The organism is Bacteroides sp. 3_1_23 (genome assembly GCF_000162555.1).
GTDB lineage: Bacteria > Bacteroidota > Bacteroidia > Bacteroidales > Bacteroidaceae > Bacteroides > Bacteroides ovatus.
This window is the reverse complement of sequence record NZ_GG774952.1, coordinates 415123-436576: the sequence shown is the minus strand read 5'-3', so window position 1 is coordinate 436576 and position 21454 is coordinate 415123. Positions and strand designations below refer to the sequence as shown.

At 42.0% G+C, this 21454-nt stretch carries 12 protein-coding genes; 3 read left to right on the top strand and 9 right to left on the bottom strand.

Annotation, left to right across the window (positions count from 1 at the left end; genetic code table 11):
* Positions 1-16 precede the first annotated feature (16 nt).
* From HMPREF9010_RS09855 to HMPREF9010_RS09880, 6 genes are all read right to left on the bottom strand, one after another.
* Positions 17-1321 carry a pectinesterase family protein gene (locus HMPREF9010_RS09855; protein ID WP_008649665.1) on the bottom strand — a complete coding sequence of 435 codons (1305 nt, stop codon included), beginning with the start codon at positions 1319-1321 and terminating at the stop codon, positions 17-19.
* A gap of 33 nt (positions 1322-1354) precedes the next feature.
* The gene (locus tag HMPREF9010_RS09860; protein WP_008649664.1) at positions 1355-3028 is read right to left on the bottom strand and encodes a DUF5123 domain-containing protein; all 1674 of its coding nucleotides are present in this window, start codon (positions 3026-3028) and stop codon (positions 1355-1357) included.
* 16 nt (positions 3029-3044) lie between these two features.
* Positions 3045-5120 (bottom strand): RagB/SusD family nutrient uptake outer membrane protein, encoded by a 2076-nt coding sequence (locus HMPREF9010_RS09865; RefSeq protein ID WP_004322178.1) that lies wholly within the window; start codon positions 5118-5120, stop codon positions 3045-3047.
* Between the two features lie 10 nt (positions 5121-5130).
* The gene (locus tag HMPREF9010_RS09870; RefSeq protein ID WP_050428289.1) at positions 5131-8382 is read right to left on the bottom strand and encodes a SusC/RagA family TonB-linked outer membrane protein; all 3252 of its coding nucleotides are present in this window, start codon (positions 8380-8382) and stop codon (positions 5131-5133) included.
* Between the two features lie 111 nt (positions 8383-8493).
* Positions 8494-10974: a glycosyl hydrolase family 95 catalytic domain-containing protein gene (locus HMPREF9010_RS09875; protein ID WP_008649662.1), complete on the bottom strand. Its 2481-nt coding sequence runs from the start codon at positions 10972-10974 to the stop codon at positions 8494-8496.
* Positions 10975-10995: 21 nt separating this feature from the next.
* Entirely contained in the window at positions 10996-12615 is a 1620-nt protein-coding gene (locus HMPREF9010_RS09880; RefSeq protein ID WP_008649661.1) for a pectinesterase family protein, read from the bottom strand.
* Positions 12616-12897: 282 nt separating this feature from the next.
* On the opposite strand from HMPREF9010_RS09880, the gene HMPREF9010_RS09885 reads away from it, so the two are divergent.
* Both HMPREF9010_RS09885 and HMPREF9010_RS09890 read left to right on the top strand, forming a co-directional pair.
* Entirely contained in the window at positions 12898-14538 is a 1641-nt protein-coding gene (locus HMPREF9010_RS09885; RefSeq protein ID WP_008649659.1) for a pectate lyase, read from the top strand.
* Positions 14539-14705: 167 nt separating this feature from the next.
* On the top strand, positions 14706-14906 hold the full coding sequence (locus HMPREF9010_RS09890) for a DUF2007-related protein (protein ID WP_004299812.1): 201 nt from the start codon (positions 14706-14708) through the stop codon (positions 14904-14906).
* 176 nt (positions 14907-15082) lie between these two features.
* Here the strand turns inward: HMPREF9010_RS09890 and HMPREF9010_RS0124530 are convergent, their stop codons facing one another.
* A complete protein-coding gene (locus tag HMPREF9010_RS0124530) occupies positions 15083-15517 on the bottom strand; it encodes a hypothetical protein (protein WP_004305010.1) in 435 nt (144 codons plus the stop codon).
* A 1070-nt stretch (positions 15518-16587) separates the two neighbouring features.
* On the opposite strand from HMPREF9010_RS0124530, the gene HMPREF9010_RS09895 reads away from it, so the two are divergent.
* Entirely contained in the window at positions 16588-18672 is a 2085-nt protein-coding gene (locus HMPREF9010_RS09895; protein ID WP_008649654.1) for a BT4734/BF3469 family protein, read from the top strand.
* Positions 18673-18852: 180 nt separating this feature from the next.
* Here HMPREF9010_RS09895 and HMPREF9010_RS09900 read toward each other — a convergent pair whose 3' ends face one another.
* Positions 18853-20106, bottom strand: coding sequence for an acetylxylan esterase (locus HMPREF9010_RS09900; RefSeq protein ID WP_004299805.1), 1254 nt, complete (start codon positions 20104-20106; stop codon positions 18853-18855).
* A 42-nt stretch (positions 20107-20148) separates the two neighbouring features.
* Positions 20149-21438 (bottom strand): alginate lyase family protein, encoded by a 1290-nt coding sequence (locus HMPREF9010_RS09905; protein WP_032852781.1) that lies wholly within the window; start codon positions 21436-21438, stop codon positions 20149-20151.
* Positions 21439-21454: the final 16 nt, after the last annotated feature.

Sequence of the window (21454 nt, the reverse complement as noted above, 5' to 3'; positions counted from 1 at the left end):
AGTTTTCTATATTCAATTACAATACACCTTTTTTACCTTGCGTTCCATATTGATTCACGGCAGATACCTTCAAAGCATAATTCACTTTCGACACCGGAAAAGAGGTATCAGTAGTCGTCCCGAGAATCTGTTCTCCATCATATACAATATATCCGATCGCATTCTTCACAGGGTTCCATTTAAGAGTGCCATGCTGATAAACCAGACTGCGCGGACTTCCTAATTTCTCCATCATAATACGCGGATTCCAGCCATCATTACCCGGAATCATATTTTCGTACGTATATTTGTCCGCCTCCTCTTTCGTTATAGTTGCCTGACAGGTACCCGATACTTCCTTACCGGTTTGGCGGTCTTTATATTGATATTCCGTTTTGCGTTTACTTAAATCCAACACATTACCCTGTGCATCACGACTATTGTATTCGGCAAAAATCCCGGGAACCGTTCCCATATTCGTCCATCCTTCATCAGCGACAGGGATAAGCATGATGGTATTGATATACACCGTCTTCGAATTATTATGCCATGGACGCCCCAACTTCAAACGTCCGTCAGCCGCTTCACTGTTTCCATCTATAGTGCAATTACGAAAAGCATAACCATATTTGGCATTTTTATGGGAAGGAGCCACTATTACTGCTCCACTCCGTACATTATAAAGCGTACAGTTTTCCAGCAACACATCACCACTACCATAAAAATAGTCTACCGCGCCTTCTATCCAGCAATCTTTCACATAGTGCCGACTGACATCATTATTGGCAGTCATCCAAGTATCTTGAAAAGAACGGAACTTACAATTATAAAAGGAAGCACAATCTGCCTGACTATTCATAGCCAAAGCCTGCGGACCATTATCTGATAAAACTCCCCAGTCATTCACATACGAAATGTTTTCCGTATAAAAGTGGTCTCCTTTTACCACCACTACCGATCCCTCGTATTTATAAACTGGAGAGGAAGGATTATGAACCGAGTGTTCCCAATAAGCTGTTTTTCCACCTATTTCTTTACCGGTCAGTTTACTACCAACATTCAAGTTTAAATGAATAATGGTCTTATCCTTATCCTGGCCTATTAAATGTACGTATGGCTTATTCTTAGGGATAATCACCTGCTCATTATACAAGCCATTCTTTATCAGAATCAACCAAGGTTTCGTCTGTCCGTCAGGAACAGCATTGATTGCTTCCTGAACCGTTTTATAATCTCCACTACCATCAACAGCTACAATAGCCTGATAAGGCGATGAGCCCGCCTGTGCATAAATCATTGCACAGGCACTCATCAATAAAATTGATAATACAATATTCTTCATGATATTCTTTATACCTAACAATTATAGGATCAATTAATACCAACGTGGATCACCAGCATTACCCGTTCCGGCAAACCCGGCTCCCGGTTTAATATGGAAATCACCGTTTAATGGATCAACGAACAAGTCATCCGAGCTTTGTTTTATTCTCGTTATTTCTTCAAACCTGTTATTGCCTTCCTGCAGGTCGGAAGTGATATAACAATTATCAGAGAAGTTCAAAATGTCATAAGCACCATTTCCACTATTCATTTTCTTTCCTTTGTTCGGACCGGAGAAAATCAAATTCCGCATTGTAGCAGATTTCGGAGAAGGCGGAGTACTTGCCGCATTATCGAAACGGAAAACCTTAGGCAATTCCTTCTTAGCATCCATAGAATTATAGAAAGTACAATTTTCCAATATCACATCACCGATTCCCCCTTTCACGTCCATCAACTGGTCACCAATATTAATCAATGTACTATTCGTTATAGAAACCTTTTCCAACTGATCGATATTTTTTCCGAAATTAATCATTCCATATCCGTCCGTACCAACTTCGGATATGACACAGTTATCGATCGTAATATCCGTCATGAACACACCACTTCCATCGCTAATACGTACAAGCGTACGTTTTATGTTCTGTATAGCACAGCCTGTGAATGAAATAGACTGGGCATAAGAACTATTTTTCCAATCCGTCATATAACTGGCCTCGCCATTTCCATTCAGGCAAACAAACTCGAATGACAGAGACTGTATCGGAGAAGCCAATGATATTTTATTAGTCACAATAAGCTGTGGACGATTATTTTCATTAGCTTCCGTACTGGTAAACAAAATATTATCCAATCCCGGAATCTTTAGTTCACTTACCTTATACACCGCCCCCGGAGTAAGTTGGACAGTTACATTGCTACATTCTTTCTCTTTCACAAAATTAGATAACAATGTACTTAAATCAATGACTCCGGTTTCCGTAGCCTCCACAAAAAGGATTTCGCTACCACCCAATCCAAGTGTTTTGAATACATACGAACCACGTAATGCATCATTATTATAAATCCGAACACGATAGGTCGCTCCATTCTCCAATTCGGAGAGTGTTTTCGAACAAGCCGCTATATCTTCCGAAGTCAAATCAATCTGTTTTTCCTCACCATATTTCGTATCCACCATTTGAGCCAACGTCAGATGAGTTACTCTGTTCGTTTCTTCCCATATCAAGGTTGCGGAATTAGCTGTAACTTCCACTCCGGTAAATAATTGCTCATCCGGAGTTTTAAATGCTACACTGACATAAGTGCTTGCCTTTCCCTGCGCATCTTCTCCTTTCATACGAACAGAATATTGCGTAGAACCGTTGAACTCCTGAAACAAAGTACGATATTCCACCCTCATAGGCGTATTACTCTCTGAAAATACAGTCAATGTATCTTTCAGAATCGTATCTGTCCTTACATAATTTTCCGCATTAAACTCCAAGCTGTCCGTATAAAACTCAAAAATATAGACTTTTGCATTCACAATCTGCGAATATCTTAATGTAACCGAAGTCGCATCGGTAGCCGACTTATCGAACGTCAACGGACGGAACAAAGCATCATAGTTCTTATTAACTGTCCAGTCATTGGCATCGTCCTCACAGGAAGACATACCCACTATCAAAGCCAATAGTACATACAGGCATGCTCCGGATAATCTATTAACTAGTCTTTTCATTTTTTCCTGCCATTAATTATTTATAACCATACGAATTAGAAACATACCCTTGCGTCTTATTGACATCCTCATAATAAATAGCGAATACATGGCGATAATTACACACTCCATTACCAACAGAATATTTACGGAACTCCGCTTCGGCTTCACCGCCCCAGTTCAGCCTGCCAAACAAATTCGAATAGTCGTAAGACGCATTCAGCCCTGTACCGCAAACCAATATTCTAGCCATTGTTTTCACATAATTAGTATTCAGGGTTGCATTTATATCACCATCCTTATTCAATGTCACCTGCATGCTGATCCAGTTGCACTCATACTGTCCTTTTGATGCAGAAGCAGTACCGGTTCCCATGTCCTCATTGAAATTAACGGACGACATATCAATGTATTCCGGATTATCAGAGTCTTCATATTTATAATAGATTTTTCTCGGTATTTCATCCACTTGATAAGTCTTCCCGAAAATAGTCACCGGCTTGTAGTCATACAACATACAAAGACCTATTTTCATCTCTTCTATTTTCTCCGCCAACAATCCCCAACGTGTCAAATCCTGACGACGAATAGATTCACAACCAAACTCCCATGCCCGTTCATTGACAATAGCCGTGAAGAAATCCGCGTCATACTGCGTGATTTCGGGAGCACCAGTACCAAATGCTCTTTCACGAACCTTTTCCAAAGCCTGTCGGGGAGACATACCGGCAATCGGACTAACTGCATCCGGCCCTGTCAATACATTTTGAGCCTCCGCAAACATCAGGTAAATATCTGAATATCGCATCAAAATCCAGTTGATACCAGTAGCAATACGTGAATTAGCTTTCGGGAAACGGACTTTCATATAATTATCAGTCATCCAATACCAACGCCATTTACCACAAGCCACTCCTAATGGGTTACAGCGAATAACTTCCTTATTTTTTCCATTCTCATTGATATATTCCTGGAAAACACAAGTAACATCCCGACGGGTGTCTGCCGGATCAAATGAATAAAAATAGTAAGCAGTAGTAGCCGCATATCCTGCCCCTCCCATACCTTGGGTGGTATTAAAAACCCCTCTGTTCAGGTTGTATCCCATCGTGGCCCCCACATCTCCATTCTGTCCTTCACCAAAAGCGACTTCAAACAGGTTTTCATTATACTTGTTGTATTCCAGATGATTGACAGTAGACCAAATATTCTCATAACTGGGATCAAGCTCATGAGGATTATCAGTCGCTCCCAAAATCTCCGCACACTGTTTGGCAGCCAGCTCATAATAATCTTTCCAATTCTTAGGGCGACCGACGAAATATCCGTTCATTTCCGGAATGGTCGGATGATGTTCCACATCCAAGTCCGGAAACTGATTTCCATCCCGTACAGACCATCCTCCGGCAAATAGCGCTACTTTTGCCAGCAGTCCTTTGGCAAAACCTTTATTCATGCGTTCTACCGTATATGATTCTTCTCCCATCCAAGGCAGATATTCAATTGCCTCTTTCAAATCCTCTATGATATAATTATAAACAATATCACGATCCACTTTTCCTATATAGACATTTCCCAATCCGCTTTCAGACGCATGCTCTTTATATGGCACATCTCCCCAATAACGGATCAGTTCAAAATAGCCTAACGCTTTTAGTGCTAATGCCTCTCCTAAATATCTACGCATGGCAGCCTTGTCCGAAGTAGATTGCATCAACGGGGACCGACGTATACCATCTACGATAGTAGTGGCGGATTCTGCCAGATAATAAAGTTTGTCCCATCTGGTATTCCGGTTATAATTATCGTCATAAAAATTGCCAGCACCTTCATCACGAAGTGTCGAATTATAGTTTTCCGTAGAAAACGCACCCGAGCCAACCTCCACGTCAGAAGCTCCCTGCCAGTTGACACACAGTTTCTGACCATATATATAGGTGTCCGTCATTGTCGCATACACACCCATCAGGGCTGCTTCCGTCAGAGCTGTCGATTTAAACAGATTCTCATCACTTGGAATAGAAGGACTTTCCGTATCCAAAAAATTATCCATACACGAAGTGCATAACACAGAGGAGGATAAAACCGCTAAAAATAGTTTCTGTATTTTCATTTTTCAAGTATTAAAAAGTAACATTAAGACCAAATACATAAGAATGTGCTTTCGGATATGCAGAATAATCCACACCCGGAGTCAAAGGGGTAGAACGTTGTGTGCTCACTTCAGGATCCTGTCCGGAATAAGCTGTCCAGCAAAATAGGTTATTGGCCGTAGCATACACGCGCAGATTCTTGACTCCTAGCTTACGAGTCACAGTAACCGGAAGCGTATACCCTAACGTCAGGTTACTACAACGCAAAAAAGAACCATCTTCAATCGCCCAGTCCGTCACAAGCGTACGCCCCATCATAGGCATCCAGATAGAGGCTTTGGAATTGATTTCAACAAAGCGCTCCGGATTAGCATCATTACCATACATTACATTGGCACCCGTTTCCGGATCAATAATCGACCAACGGTTTTCCAGGCTCATAAAATCCCTGATATTATTATATCTACGATTCGTATGAGTGGATGCCATAATCTTATTGGCATTATATACTTTATTACCATACGACCAATTGAACATAGCTGCCAGGTCAAACCCTCTCCATGCAGCATTCAGCCCGAATCCGCCAATATGCTTTGGCTGTACACTACCGATCACTTTACGGTCATTATCCGCGTCAATCACACCGTCATTATTCTGATCTTTCAGTTTGATAAAGCCCGGACCAAAGTTAGGCAAGTCGTTAGAGAACAAAGCCCTGTCGTCTACTACCCCTTTATTCAGTATCCATTTTTTCGTATTCTCATCAAACGTAAAGTCGTCTACAGAATAAAAGCCCTCTACTTCGAATCCATAAATCTGTCCTACCGCCTGACCTACAATAGCACGAAAATCATCAGAGCCGATATCCGGTCGCCAGTTGGATTGCGCACTCAATACAGTTGCCGTTCCATCCAGTTTATTCACTATATTTTTATTGAATGATATATTGAAGTTAGCGCCCAGATAGAAATCTTTACTATTGATAATCGTTCCGCTAAGCGTAAGTTCAACTCCCCTGTTCGTGCTGCGGCCTACATTCTGATACTGATATTCATATCCTGAATTTGAAGGAAGATCCATGCGTAAGATTAAATCTTTCGTTATATCATTATAGAAGTCAACCGTCACATTCAAACGGCTATTAAAGAGGCTGGCATCTATTCCCACATTAGAGGATAACTTCGTCTCCCAAGTCAGATTCTCGTTCCGCAAGGTGTTCTGCAATTTCAGGGCACTCTGTACTGTTTCATTTAGATAATATTGCCTATTGGCAGAAGATTCCATTTTATAATCCTGTCTCCAGTATGAATTGACACGCGCATTACCAACTGACCCGTAACTCACACGAAGTTTCAGATTATCCAGCCAGTCTTCCGTCTGCTTCATAAATTTTTCCTGGGAAATGCGCCATGCCAATGCCATACCCGGGAAAAATCCCCAACGGTTTTCAGGAGCGAACACATTCGTTCCGTCGGCACGGGCTGTAAAAGTGAACATGTACCGGTCTTTGAAAGCATAGTTTAAACGACCGAAGTAAGATGCCGTACGGGAAGGTTCACCAAGAGTGGTATACGTTGGTTGGGATTCTCCATAGTTCCACATAGCCAACACTTCGCTCGCCGTAAAATCCATAGGATAATATTTGGATGAGGCAATCATCTGATTTCTGTAATTACTCACCATTTCATGTCCGGCCATCAGATCAAGGCGGTGATTCTTTTTCAGAGAGAACCGGTAACTCAATATGTTCTGCAAGTTCCATCGTGCACCTTTCTCATCCGTACGTTTGGCTACGGGCTGACCGGCATTGGAGCTCGACTCTCCGGTTTTCTTTAACCAGACATTATCGGTATAATTATAAGTGTATGCGTAACTACCTTTCAGCTGATAAGTCAATCCTTTAACAATTTCCCAGTTAAATCCGGCATTATAAGTCATAGAAAACTGGTTTTGCTTCTTATACTCATTCACCGTATTATATACAGGATCATTCAATGATGATAACAATGCATCATCCGAGTAATCAATTTCACCCCCCAAAGCATCTCCCGCATCTATACTTGCAAGGCTGTTGATTGGCGAGAAAAGAACGGCATCTCTCAATTTACCTCCATTGGTACCCGCACCGTCAATCACCATTCTAGTCAGACGGCTGGAAAACTCAAACTTCAATTTATTACTTAACTTTTTATCCATCTTCACACTCAAGTTATCCCTCACATAATTGGAGTTGAGCATAATGTACTTCTCATCATCCCGCGTATAACTCAAATTATAACGCAATGTGGCATCCGTTCCTCCTGTTATACCAACGTTATAGCTTTGTTTGAATCCGGTGTTTCCATATACTTTATCCTGCCAGTTCGTGCCTTCTACCGAACGATAAATATTGCGGTCGTCCCAACGTCCATACATCGAATTAATGCTGCTGGTCAGAGAGGTGCCCGGATCAAGTTCTTTCTGATAACAATAGTATTCGTAAGGTGAAAGTACCCCCGTCAGATTATACACATTACTGACACCCCAGTGAGCATTGAATGAGATTTCTGTTTTTCCCGCCTTACCGCTTTTTGTAGTAACAAGAATAACGCCGTTCGCACCTTTAGCTCCATAGATGGCGGTAGAAGAAGCATCTTTCAAAACATCAATGCTTTGAATATCACCGGGAGGAATATCATTGATATTACTCACCTGAAAACCGTCAACAATATATAACGGTGAATTGTCCTGGGTAATAGAACCACCGCCACGTACTGTAATCTGGATTGTTGCATCGGGCGATCCATCAGTAGCCACTACATTCACACCTGCCAGTTTTCCTGTAATAGCCGCAGCCGCAGAAGTTATCGGAATATCCTTCAAAACCTTCTCACTCACTGAAGAAATCGCACCGGTCAAATCTCCGCGACGTGAGGTTCCGTATCCTACCACTACCACTTCGTCCAAAGTCTGATTGTCTTCTTCCAACACAACTTTCAGATGTTTTCCTGGTTTCACAGTCGCAACAACTGATTTCATTCCTACAAAACTAATTTCCAACTTTGTTGCATCTTCGGGAACAGACAAAGTGAAATTTCCATCCAAGTCGGTAATTGTACCGACGGAGGACTTTTTCAACACCTTCACACTAGCACCAATAATAGCATCGCCGTTGGTATCCACCACCGTTCCTTTCACAGATACCTTCTGTGCATATACTGTTGTCGCCGTTATAAAGCACAAGAGCAAGCAACATATATACGCAAAGCATCTTCTCAAAAATAAATGTCTTTGTACATCCATAGTATTATCTTGATTAATTTGTTTCATTTTTAATGTTACAAAAGTCACACTTTTACAGCTGTTTTCCACTCATTATTTATGCAAAAGCGTGGACTTTTTATATAGAATGCCTTATTTTACTGTAACAATAATCACCTCTCCTTCGCGTGTATCCACATCATACAAATAAGTATCACGTAATGCCACTCCTTTTAAAGGCGCTTTCTCACTAATCATCGGGCGTGAGATTTGCTGTACTTTAAATAATGCGTTCGGATTCGTTTCTTCTTCCTTCTTCTGTTTCAACGATGCTCCTTCAGCAGCCAATTTCCAGTAAGAACGCAGGCGCAGATTGCCTCCGATTTCCGAACGTAACACAGCTTTTACCAGCTTACCGTCCTTCCAGGTCAATTCATCAATCAAAAAACCTCCCCGGGCACGCAACCCTTTCACTGTCCCGCTCTTCCATTCCGAAGGCAACGAAGGCAACAGATGAATCGCACCATCATGACTTTGCACCAGCATTTCGGCAATACCAGCCGTGCAACCGAAGTTACCATCTATCTGGAAAGGTGGATGCGCGTCGAATAAATTAGGATACGTTCCGCCTCCCTGTCCTTTTTGTATTTCAGGGCTGACATAAGTCAGCTGATTCTTTATCAACTGATAAGCATGATCCCCGTCAAGCATACGAGACCAGAAACAAACTTTCCATCCCATTGACCAACCGGTAGAAGGATCTCCCCGTTGTATCAATGTGTTTTTTGCCGCTTCAAAAAGTACCGGAGAACGATAAGGAGAAATCTGATAACCGGGATATAGTCCCCAAAGATGAGAGATGTGCCGGTGACGATCATTAGGATGATCCCAGTCTTCAAACCATTCCTGCAATTGTCCGTACTGCCCTACCTGCATCGGAGGCAACTGCCGGCGCATATTCTTCAATGTATCACAAAAATCGGTATCTGCGTTCAGCACTTTGGCAGCTTCGCATGTATTTGAAAATAAATCAAAAACCAACTGATTATCCATCGTGATTCCTGCAAAAAGATTACTTTTCTTCTTTATCCAGCGCGGAGAATTCTCGGGTGAGTTGGAAGGAGTGACAACCAGATAACCCGTGTTCGGGTCGCGTACCAGAAAGTCGACAAAGAATTCCGAAGCACTTTTCATCATCGGATACACTTCCTCCAAATACTTCTTATCACCGGAAAACAAATAACGGTCCCATAAATGCTGACAAAGCCATGCATTAGCCACAGGCCATGTCCCACAATAAGGACGGTCCACCGCACCCGTCATACGCCACAAATCCGTATTATGATGCAACACCCAACCACGGCAACCATACATTCGACTGGCAGCTTCACGCCCATTCTCGCTCAATTCACGTACCATCTGGATGAATGGTTTATGAAGTTCGGCCAAGTTAGTGATTTCCGCCGGCCAGTAATTCATTTCAGCATTAATATTCGTTGTATAATTGCAGCTCCAGGGAGGCCCCGGGTTATGATTCCATTTGCCCTGCAAGTTGGCGGGCTGGCATCCGGGCTGTGAAGATGAAATCAATAAGTAACGTCCATACTGGAAATACAATGCTATCAATGCCGGATCATAGGATGAAGAAAACTCCTTGATACGTACATCCATCGACTTATTGGCTTGGGAAGTTTCACCCAAATCCAAAGTTACACGATTGAATTGTTTCTGATAAGCAGCAATATGAGCGGCTTTCGCTTTACTATAATCTTTCGCTGCATTTTTCAAATAAGCTTTATTCCGTTGATACGGATCGCCCGATATATCTTTATAGTTGACAAAGTTAGTCGCCATCGAGATATACAATGTAAGTTCACTGGCTCCTTGAACGCTAAGCAACGTGTCATTGGCAGTTATCACTTTCCCACCTTTATGTTTCACATCCAAATCGGCACAATAGTGCACTTTACCCGAAAAATAACGGCTGCCATGCGTAATACCTTCCAGCCGCAAACCTTTCTTTCCATAAATACTACGTTTCGGATCTCTCATCGGGGTATTAAAAAACAGTTCGCAATTGATTGTGCCCGGTTTGGATGCTTTGATATGCCTGATAACCAGTTGATCGGTAAATGATGCAAATGTTTCTTCGGTAAATTCCACTCCGTCTACTTCGTAGCGAGTCACAGCTACTGCATTGCTTATATCCAGATCACGATAGTAATTATTTACTTTTTTGTGATCTGGATAACGGATATTCAGACGACCCACTGTCTGGTAAGGCATTTCATTCCCCACTTGTGAAAGAATCTTCGTTGCCGCCATGTTCTGCGCTTCTTCGTACTTTCCTTCAAAAATCAACCGGCGCATTTCCGGCAAAGCCGTTTTTGCTTCTTCATTATAGTTCTGGTAAGGAGAGCCCGCCGACACTGTTTCTTCGTTCAACTGTATTTGTTCCAGTTGAGGATTACCGAACACCATTGCTGCAATCCGTCCATTACCAACCGGGAGCGCTTCTTCCCAATAAGAAGCGGGTTTGTCATACCATATTCTATAGATGTTTTGTCCTTCCACATTCCCCAACAGAGAAGAAAAAGCCAACATACAACTGAATACTTTACTTATCATTTTCATATTTTAAAGTTTTAATTGTCATCACTCTTCTAAAGGTTCACTCAAAGACCCATACTCACTAACGGCCTTCACCTGATATGTCTTTCCTTCCTCAACATTACAAGACGTTTCCTTGGTTATTTGTACAGTTTCATCGTTCGCAATTACCAAATAACAAATTGCATATTTTGAAGCATCCCAACTTAATATTCCGTTTTCTCTTTTCAGATTTTCCGGTGCGGATATTTGTTCCATATATTTCTTCGGGTCCCAATTATCGCCCTCACGAACAACGTTTTCATACGTATACCGAGCTGCTTCACCTGCCGTAAGGACAGCCTGACAAATGCCTGTCACCGGATTCTCTTGTTCATCCTGATAGGTATATTGCGTTTTACGCTGGCTTAAATCTACAGCATTCCCCTCCTTATCCTTACTGTTATATTCAGCAAACATCTGAGGAATAGCTCCCATATCCGTCCATCCTTCCGGAGCTATCTTTATATTAAAAATCGTATTGAGATATACAGCTATCGGAGAATTATGCCAGGGACGCCCCAACTTGACACTTTCTGTATCAGCCAATTCATTTCCATCCACAATGCAATTATTCAACACATATCCCCAACGTGTTCCTACTTTATGAGAAGGAGCAACAATAATTGCGCCATCCCTCATATTATAAAAGGTGCAATGTTCGAGAAAGCAATTCCCGTTTCCATAGAAGTAATCAACGGCTCCTTCAATCCAGCAATTCTGTGCATACAGTCTGCCGTTATCCGATTTAGGCCCGGTCTGCCAGGTGTCTTGGTACGAGAGGAATTTGCAATTATTGAATGAGTTGCGGTCATTCTGGGTATACATTGCCAATGCCATAGGACCTTTCTGTAATTCTTTGCCATATCCGTTTACAAAAGATATATTCTCTGCGTAAAAATCCGTAGCTTTCACTGATACCATAGCAGCTTCCGTTTTTCCTAAGTTCTTATAAGAGTACTTCCACACATCCGGATCAGTCGCACTGGCTTCGGTTGAGCTGTTAATTCGTAACTTGACAATTGTCTTATCCACATCCTGTCCGATGAGATGAATATACGGTTTGTCTTCAGGAATAATAATTTGTTCTTCATACGTTCCGTTCGCCACGAAAATGAGCCAGGGTTCTGTTCTTTTCGAGGGGACATTATCTATTGCTTTCTGTATACTGGTATAGTTTCCTTTTCCGTCAGGACTGACCACCGCATCAAATATGCGTGCTTCCGGTTGAGGACGTTCTCTGATTGTAAACTGAATACTGACACCTTCGAATACATTTCCCTGAAAGTCTATGACTGCACCTTTGGGGAGGCTGAACTGACAGGCCTGATTATAGTCCAAAGCAGTATAAGCGTAAGACGCTGTTTTACCTTTGAAAGTCAACTCCACTTCCTCGCCATTAAAATTCGCTTTCCCTTCTCCCGCTTTCACATACTCGTTAAAAGTAAGCAGAATCGTATTGTTTTCTTCGGCCGTTTCACCATTTGCAGGAGTTACAGACACCAAAGAAGGGGCTTCATGGTCGGGAACAAAAAAGTTATTGCTACTTTCCTTGCAACTTGTTGCCAGCAAAGCTGATAACAACAATAGTCCTTGGGACATCTTTGAAAATAAATGTGCTTTCATAAATTATTTGTTATATTCTTAATGATAGATTCTTATTCCATTATTATTTGGTCGTCCTGCCTTGAGCAGTTACTATTTCACGTTACAAAAGTATACGGAACAACATGAATACTTTCTCACTATTTGTTTGTTTGCGTGGACTTTTTTAATATCATTCAAAAGTTGCGGACTTTTTGTGCAATCTGGTGCACTATCTATGCAACCAGTTGTCTATCAAATTCTATCCACTTACATTTGTATCAGTATCACTATCATCACATTTTATAAAAAATCAGGTAAGATATGAAAAACAACAAGGTAAAATTCATTTTCGTGGCACTACTGTTTGCCACACAAGTAGAATCGTTCTCCTCCTGTTCCACATCTTCAGTCAATGAAGATAATAAAGAACAGGAGACTCCACCGGATTCTCCCTCCGTATCTCCACCAGTAGAAGAAACAGCATATGCCTTTCCCGGAGCTGAAGGAGGAGGAATGAACACTACAGGAGGAAGAGGTGGAAAGGTATATATTGTCAGATCCCTGGAAGACTCCAAAGCACCGGGTACCCTCCGGTATGCCATCGAACAAAAGGAGCCTCGTATAATTGTCTTCTGTATATCCGGCACCATTTATCTAAAATCAACACTGGACATTCGGAACGGTGATGTCACGATAGCCGGCCAGACAGCTCCCGGAGACGGTATCTGCCTGGCTCACTTTCCAGTAAATGTATCGACCGATAATGTAATTCTACGATACCTGCGTTTCCGAATGGGAGATACGGATTTGCTGGGCTCTTCGGCTTCCGACGGTGCAGATGCTTTGGGAGGACGCCAGAAAAACAATATCATGATTGACCATTGTTCCATCAGTTGGAGCACTGACGAATGTGCTTCATTCTATGATAATACTAACTTTACTATGCAATGGTGTATTATTTCAGAAAGTCTCCGCTTATCGGGACATACCAAAGGCCCTCATGGATATGGCGGTATTTGGGGAGGAGTCAACGCTTCTTATCATCATAATCTGATGGCACACCATGACAGTCGCACACCACGTTTCGGTTCCGGAGTAAAATATCAAGGTCAGGAACGTACTGATATGCGTAATAATGTTATTTATAACTGGAGCGGTAACGGATGTTATGGCGGCGCAGCAATGGGTATTAACATTGTGGACAACTACTACAAACCCGGACCCGCTACGGATGCCAAAGTGGCCAACCGTGTGATGGCTATCGACATCAGCTCTTCTGATGGAGATTTTGCACCGATCAAAGTGGTATTGGGACAGTATCATATCAGCCGGAATTACTTCGAGGCAGGAAACCAACTGACAGAAGCAGCAGCCGCAAAAGTGAACAAAGACAACTGGACTGGTATCCGTAACAACACCGGTCACTCTCTCGATGAACTGAAACGGGATACTCCGGTAGAAGTAAATGCGGTAACTACCCACACAGCACAAAAAGCTTACGAACTGGTGTTGAAATATGCGGGTTGCAGTCTCAAACGAGATGATATAGATACTCGTATCGTTGAAGAGACACGCACAGGAACGGCACAATTCATCGGAAAGAACGAACACAACGGATTAGGAGATGCCCCCTGCCCGAACGGTCCTTGTGAACATTGCGACAAAGGTATCATCCATTGGAAAAGTCAGAATTATCCTAAGGGCGGACTTATCGATAGTCAGAAAGACCTAAAGCCTTCCGGAGCTGGTAGCGACTGGAGCGCATGGCCAACATTAAAATCATTGACACAAATTACTGATTCTGACAATGACGGCATGCCTGACGAATGGGAAACCGCCAACGGATTGAACCCAAACAAATATGATGCAAACGGAAGAAATCTAAGTACTGCCTATGATAATATAGAGGTTTATATCAATAGCCTTGTAGAAACAATAACAAATACGCAAAATAAAAAATGAATGATGTGAGGGAAAACAACTCTTATTAACGCAAAAAACTGGTCAATTAATACAAATCCTGATTCAATGAATCATTTGTATACTATATATGAAACAATATTGCACCTCTATGTTGCTTTTCTCTCTTATCTTTGTCGCAGTAAAAACAAAAACACACTATAAAGATCATGATTACAAGTAGAAAGATTTCTCAAGTCAAAGTTTTTGCTGGTAGTCCTTGGGAGGTAGCCAGCGTAAAGAGTTTGTTGAATGCAGCTTATATTCAAGTGTCAACGAAAGACAATGGTTTAAACAGTATTTTGATTTCTGTTCCTTGCGAATACTATACTGCGGCCATGCGTGTAATTAATAACAGAAAAGTTTCATAGGTTTTAGGTTTACATATAAATTGGAGGGTTCTTATTGTCAGCAGGAGTTTTGGCTGGATAATACGGTGACTAGCAACTCATTGCCCCCTGACAATAAGCTATGACAATAGGCTGACAATAAAAAGATCGTACTTTTATTGTCAGCCTGTTATTTAATAGATAAATTCACAGCAGAATTATAGAATTCGTTTCAATCTCCTGCATATCTTTCTGATCCAGCAGTTGCTACAAATAGCATTGTCCGACATAGAATTCTTCTCGAAGGATCGCAGTCTTTCGTATTGTTCCTCCACCATTTTCCATAAACCGTCCAGTCGCGAACTTTGTCCTCTAATTGCCATTAATTCCTGATCCCGCATATTCAAGAGTGAAGCATACAATCTGCTGGTTTTGTTTTTTTCCATGCAAAGTTGCTCTAACTCATCGATATATTCAGACGTAATTCCCAGCTTAGTCCGTTTTATGAATTGCTGGATACTATCATCATCTATGGAAACTGTATCGTTCTCATAAGACACTGTGATTTTTTTCATTTCCACCCAGAGCCAGATATACTCTTTTTCGAGTCGGTATTTCTCGGCTGCCGCTTCTATGCTAATCCATTGTGACATAGTGTTTGTTTTTAATTTGTTATACAACAAGGAATAAATAGTGCTCTGTTGATGTTGATTCAACAAACATTCGCGCTTTTTGTATTCCGGGCGGACAGGAGATTGGGGTTGGGGATTTTTAAGGGTTATGAAACCAACCGGATACAAAAAAAGCGTGAATGCTGTTGAATCATTATCCGTATTTGAGGCCTAGCAAACCCGTCCGAAAGATAATGATAACAACAGACATCCACGCTAATTGTGTATATATAACACATCTTTCATCGATATGTTGACATACGGCCGTTCACGTGGAATATCTGTTGCCCCCCCCTCTACGGACAGAAACTTGCTAGATTTCAAATACGAGGGATAATGCAATAATATTCCTATTTATAAATAAAAAACGCTTCTTACCTGTTTCATCACGCTGGTGAACAGAAAGCGTATGACAAAGATATGCTTTTTTTTCGAAACAAAGTGGAAATACGGAAATAAATACAGTAAGTTTTGTATTGAAAGAGAGGAAGTTCAATATTAGCAAAGAGTCTATAAGAAATATAAACTCGCTACGAAGCGAATGTCGCCCCGTTAAATGAGTAGTTAAATGAGTACTGCACATCCGGTATCTTTCACTAAAGAAGCAGGTATTGTTCTGCTAAAGTAACAGTATTGTTCCGTTAAAGCAGCAGCATTGTTCGGCTAAAGCAGCAGTATTGTTCGGCTAAAGCAGCAGTATTGTTCAGCTAAAGTACCGGTATCTTTACCTTCCCACGGCCGTGGTTACTTCTTTCCACAGCCGTGACGAATTCCTACCACGGCCGTGGGAAGATCTCGTCACGGCCGTGGCGAACTACCAATACCGGTAAGTTAACGTAAGAATAACGGTGTCTTTATGCAACAATACACAGTGGCGAGCATATCTTTACTTGCTTGTTAATGTTTCAAGTCCGCCTTCTTGAATAGAGTATAACAAGAAAGCACATTCTTTATCGCGATAAAGCGCAAATAGTTTGCTTTACAGATACCTTATCCGTACCTTTGAAACCAATAACAAACACTTACTCTCATTAAATATCAAGAGAAGAAAAATGAAGATTACACAAATCAGGGAAAACGGAGATACGGAGGCACTAAGCGTAACAGACATCGACCTGCTGATAGAAAAAATGAAAAAAGAAACCAAGCTCCGCCCGGTAACCGGATTACGTCAGGCCCTGCATTTTGTTCTACCCGATGAGCCTTGTTCCCTCGCCAGCAAACTACCACGAGTGATTCCCGCAGCAGCCTTCGGGCGAGTGAACGGAGTGAAGCGAATGAAAACCTACAATGGCATTGTAGAACTGACCATCGGTCCGCTAGCCGGAAAGACAGAAGTGGAAATCGTGAAGCAAAAGGCTGCCGAACTTCCCCAAACAATGCTGGCTTTTATGGGAGCAAGTGGTAAAAGCGTCAAGATATGGACTTGCTTCACCCGTCCGGACGGCACTTTACCGCAAACAACGGAAGAAGCCGAAGTGTTTCAGGCACATGCTTACCGGCTTGCCATTAAATGTTATCAGCCTCAACTTCCCTTCAACATTCTATTAAAAGAGCCGAAACTGGAACAATTCTCACGTCTTAGTTATGATCCGGACTTGATTTATCGTCCCGCTCCCGTACCTTTCTATCTTTCACAGCCCATCGGTATGCCCGGCGAGATGACTTATCATGAGAAATCGAGCACTGAAGCATCTCCGCTGAATCGAGCACTGCCGGGGTATGACACGGAAGATACGGTAGCATTGCTTTATGAAGCGGCATTGCGGAAAACATTCGAAGAAATGGAAACGGACTGGCATCGAAACGATCATGATTTGCAAACATTAGTAGTCCCGCTTGCCGAAAATTGTTACTACTCCGGCATCCCGGAAGAGGAGATAACCCGACGAACCATCACGCGTTATTACAAAAGAAAAAATCCGATGCTGGTACGCGAAATGATAAGAAACGTATATAAGGAATGTAAGGGAGTGCCCAAAAGCAGCTGCCTGACTAAAGAGCAACGTCTTAGCCTGCAAATGGATGAATTTATGAACCGTCGTTATGAGTTCCGTTATAATACGCAGATCGGGGAAGTGGAATATCGGGAGCGTTTCTCGTTTCAGTTTTACTTTCATCCCATTGACAAACGGGCACAAAACAGCATCATGCTCGACGCACAATCCGAAGGTATTGGCGTATGGGATAGGGATATAGACCGATACTTACATTCCAACCGTGTGCCGATCTACAATCCGTTGGAAGAGTTTCTGTTTCATCTGCCTCATTGGGACGGCAAAGACCGTATTCATGCTTTGGCAAACAGGGTTCCTTGCAAGAATCCGCATTGGGAATTGCTTTTCCACCGTTGGTTCCTGAATATGGTTTCACATTGGAGAGGGGTAGATAAAATGCATGCGAATAATACATCGCCCATATTAGTGGGGGCACAAGGAACTCATAAGTCAACTTTCTGCCGTGAAATGATTCCACCTGCACTTCGCGCTTACTATACAGACAGTATTGATTTCAGCCAAAAACGGGACGCAGAACTGTATCTGAATCGATTTGCGCTCATCAACATCGATGAGTTTGACCAGATTACCCTGCCACAACAGGGATTTCTGAAACATATTCTCCAAAAGCCCGTGGTCAATCTTCGGAAACCGCATGGTCGCTCGGTACTTGAATTACAACGATATGCCTCATTTATCGGTACAAGCAATCAGAAAGATTTGCTGACTGATCCTTCGGGAAGCCGTCGTTTCATCTGCATTGAAGTGACAGGAAACATCGACACTACACAGCCGATAGACTATGAACAGCTTTACGCACAAGCCATGCACGAGATTTATCATGGTGAACGATACTGGTTTGACAGTGAAGATGAGCAGATTATGACTGAAAATAACCGTGAGTTTGAGCAAACACCGGCTATGCTGCAATTGTTTTATCAGTATTTTAAAGCTGCGCAAACGAAAGAGGAAGGAGAATTTCTTACTCCGGTCGAAATACTGAATTATCTGAAAAAGAAAAGCGGTATGTCATTGTCTGATAACAAAGTATATCACTTCGGGAGATTGCTGCAAAAATGCGGTATTCCTTCGAAGCATACTTATAAAGGTACTGTTTATCAGGTAATAAAGCTATCATAAGAGATAAAAGTAAGGCTGACAATAAAAGTCTGGATATTTTATTATCAGCCTATTATCAATGGTTATTGTCAGGTGATAGAACGTTGATATTCATCTACTTGCGCATAATCCTGACAGTATGACAATAAAACAGGTACAAATCTTATATGAGTAGTAACATACGAATCATAAGAGCCCCTCTCACATTCCCTGTTTAGAATAAATCCATTGCAAAGCCTGTGACCAATGTTCCGGATAAGCATAGTGCTCGGCTTCCTCCATTATCACAATCTCTTTAGGGGAAGTAATTACGTTATATACAGAAAATGTGGAAGTAGGAGGACATACCATGTCGTTATATCCTAAATAGAAGAAGACCGGGACTTTCAGCTGCTTTGCGAAATTAGCCACATCATAATAAGAAGATACTTCCAATTTCTTCTTTCTGATTTCGACAGCATCGGTGGAATCTCTGAATAAATGCGGCCATCCACCTGCCCGTCCTTTCTCATAGCCGCTCAAATCGCTAAGTGCCGGAAAGAAGCTAACGACTCCTGTCACACGCGGATTAAGAACCGCCGTGACGATGGCCAACGCACCTCCCTGACTACCTCCCTGCACCAAGAGGTTGCTGCCATCAAATTCTTTCATAGAACAAAGATAATCTACCGCACGTACACATCCCATATAGACGCGTTTATAATAAACTTCATCACGATTGTCCCAATTCTGATATTGATATCGATAAAGTCCTCCCTGGCTCAAACTAGCATAAACGGACGGTTCTAATGTTACCGGAATACCATGGATGCCAATCTCCAACGTAATCATACCTTTTTCCGCTTCTACAATCGCACCGGCATATCCCCGTACTCCCGCTCCCGGTACCCGCAATAAAGCAGGATACTTTCCGGGCTTTACCGGCACACAAAGAATACCATATACCCGGCTGTTCAAACGGTAGTTCTGTACATTCCATTCATAAACATTCACCTTCTCGGTACAACGTTCGGGCAGTAAACGCAATTTCACATTCATAGGAATTCGAACATTCTCCTGTTTGGCACTTTCCCAGAAAGTATTGAAATCGTTTGGCAAAACAGCTGTCGGTTTTATCTTCTCAGGTTCAAAGGCAGCCGTAGCCCGTCCTTCAACAGTTCTACCGTCATATTTTGTCCAGACACGACAACGCAAAAAGCCAGGAGTTTTCATGGTTCCGGCATCCAATGTCAGCACACCATTTTCCAAGACAATGGTATCTTTGAGTAATGGATGCATCATATCCTGAGCAACTTCATACCATACAGTCACATTTTCTTGAGGTACACGATTCTTTGTCACCACAACGTTGAATTTCACCTTCTCACCCAGTTCGTACTTCCAATCGACATGATCAGGTACAACATTCACTTTAACCATTCTTTCCTGCAATTGGGCGGACAGAGCCGCCGCCATGCAGAAAGAAATGAATATAAAAAACAGTCTTTTCATAAACTACTATTCAAAACCTTCGCTACAATACAGAAAAGTCCCATACCCCAAATGAGCAATATCAGTACCGGCGTTTTCAGGACGAACCTTTGTTTCTAAGACTTCTTTCACATAAGGCATTCCCAATCCTAAACGTGTCGCATAATGATTGTACACCCGCTCATAGACAGGAGCAAATTTACCACGTCTTGATTCAGGTCTCTGACCACTGGCTACCTCTTTCTTGTCTACTTCGTCTATTTCATACCAATTATACTTCCCGGTGAGTTCCGGCATATACTTGAATGGCACATCATACCCTAAATTATATTTAGCTGTATATTCATAGCCTTTCAGCAAGCGGTTGTCTAACACACCGTAGAGATCAGTACCTTGTTTCCAGGCCGTCTCACAAAGCATGGACATCATACCTAATCCCAACTGTGCATGTGTTTGGTCACGACCACTTTCCTGACATTGTCCAGTTTCTCCATCTATATAATAACGTATAGAACCATTTTCATATCCGTAAAGATAAATATCTATAGCTTTCTTATACATTTCCATATCATCCAATACAATCGCCATGGCCATGTAACAGTTAATGGCAGATGCGCCAAAGTTACCGACTGCCTTATTCTTAGGCTCTGTGATAGAGAAGAAATCATCTAATACGGGAATAAAACACCGCTTAAACATATCACATGCTCCCTGAAAGTCCTCATTCGTCATCCCGGAGCCATCAAGATATCGCATAAGTTCAACAGCATAAACTAGTTTTATGCATAAGTTACCCACCATCAGCACATGATCCAAACCAGCTTGTCTCGCACTATAGACCGGCTTTTTAAGGCTAACGGAATAACCACGTATGATCTCCATTGACTTATCAGCATAGCCTTTTTGTTGTGTAGTAGCAAACATAATGGCATTCTGACAAGCTGCCGCGAAATCGTTTCCAAATTGATTCATTATGTTCGGATGAGAAGCATCTTCACCGGCATAAATTTCATCATAAGGACCATTCATTATATATGTACTTTGAGAGAGTTTATCCGCACTCAATAATTCATAAGCCGCATATTGTGGTTGTATCTGTTGGGTAGCAATCTTACGAAAACGCTCGATGTCTTCTACAGTAAAAACAACTCCCGGGTGTTCAAATTCCGTAGGATAGGTCACTTCTATGCGAGGCAGCGGCCAACTATCTATATCTGTCGTCCCATCTTCTATTTCACTGTTACACGAGCATAGTGAGGTGCAGGCAATCACCATGCCTGCTACCTTTATCTGATTCTTTATATAATCTATCTTCATAATCATTTAACTATAA

Excerpts from the sequence above, each read along its gene's own strand:
- HMPREF9010_RS09860 (WP_008649664.1), bottom strand. The coding sequence starts at position 3,028 with ATGAAAAGACTAGTTAATAGATTATCCGGAGCATGCCTGTATGTACTA.
- HMPREF9010_RS09890 (WP_004299812.1), top strand. The coding sequence starts at position 14,706 with ATGATTACAAGTAGAAAGATTTCTCAAGTCAAAGTTTTTGCTGGTAGT.
- HMPREF9010_RS0124530 (WP_004305010.1), bottom strand. The coding sequence starts at position 15,517 with ATGTCACAATGGATTAGCATAGAAGCGGCAGCCGAGAAATACCGACTC.
- HMPREF9010_RS09865 (WP_004322178.1), bottom strand. The coding sequence starts at position 5,120 with ATGAAAATACAGAAACTATTTTTAGCGGTTTTATCCTCCTCTGTGTTA.
- HMPREF9010_RS09880 (WP_008649661.1), bottom strand. The coding sequence starts at position 12,615 with ATGAAAGCACATTTATTTTCAAAGATGTCCCAAGGACTATTGTTGTTA.
- HMPREF9010_RS09905 (WP_032852781.1), bottom strand. The coding sequence starts at position 21,438 with ATGAAGATAGATTATATAAAGAATCAGATAAAGGTAGCAGGCATGGTG.
- HMPREF9010_RS09875 (WP_008649662.1), bottom strand. The coding sequence starts at position 10,974 with ATGAAAATGATAAGTAAAGTATTCAGTTGTATGTTGGCTTTTTCTTCT.
- HMPREF9010_RS09855 (WP_008649665.1), bottom strand. The coding sequence starts at position 1,321 with ATGAAGAATATTGTATTATCAATTTTATTGATGAGTGCCTGTGCAATG.
- HMPREF9010_RS09870 (WP_050428289.1), bottom strand. The coding sequence starts at position 8,382 with ATGGATGTACAAAGACATTTATTTTTGAGAAGATGCTTTGCGTATATA.
- HMPREF9010_RS09895 (WP_008649654.1), top strand. The coding sequence starts at position 16,588 with ATGAAGATTACACAAATCAGGGAAAACGGAGATACGGAGGCACTAAGC.
- HMPREF9010_RS09885 (WP_008649659.1), top strand. The coding sequence starts at position 12,898 with ATGAAAAACAACAAGGTAAAATTCATTTTCGTGGCACTACTGTTTGCC.
- HMPREF9010_RS09900 (WP_004299805.1), bottom strand. The coding sequence starts at position 20,106 with ATGGCGGCGGCTCTGTCCGCCCAATTGCAGGAAAGAATGGTTAAAGTG.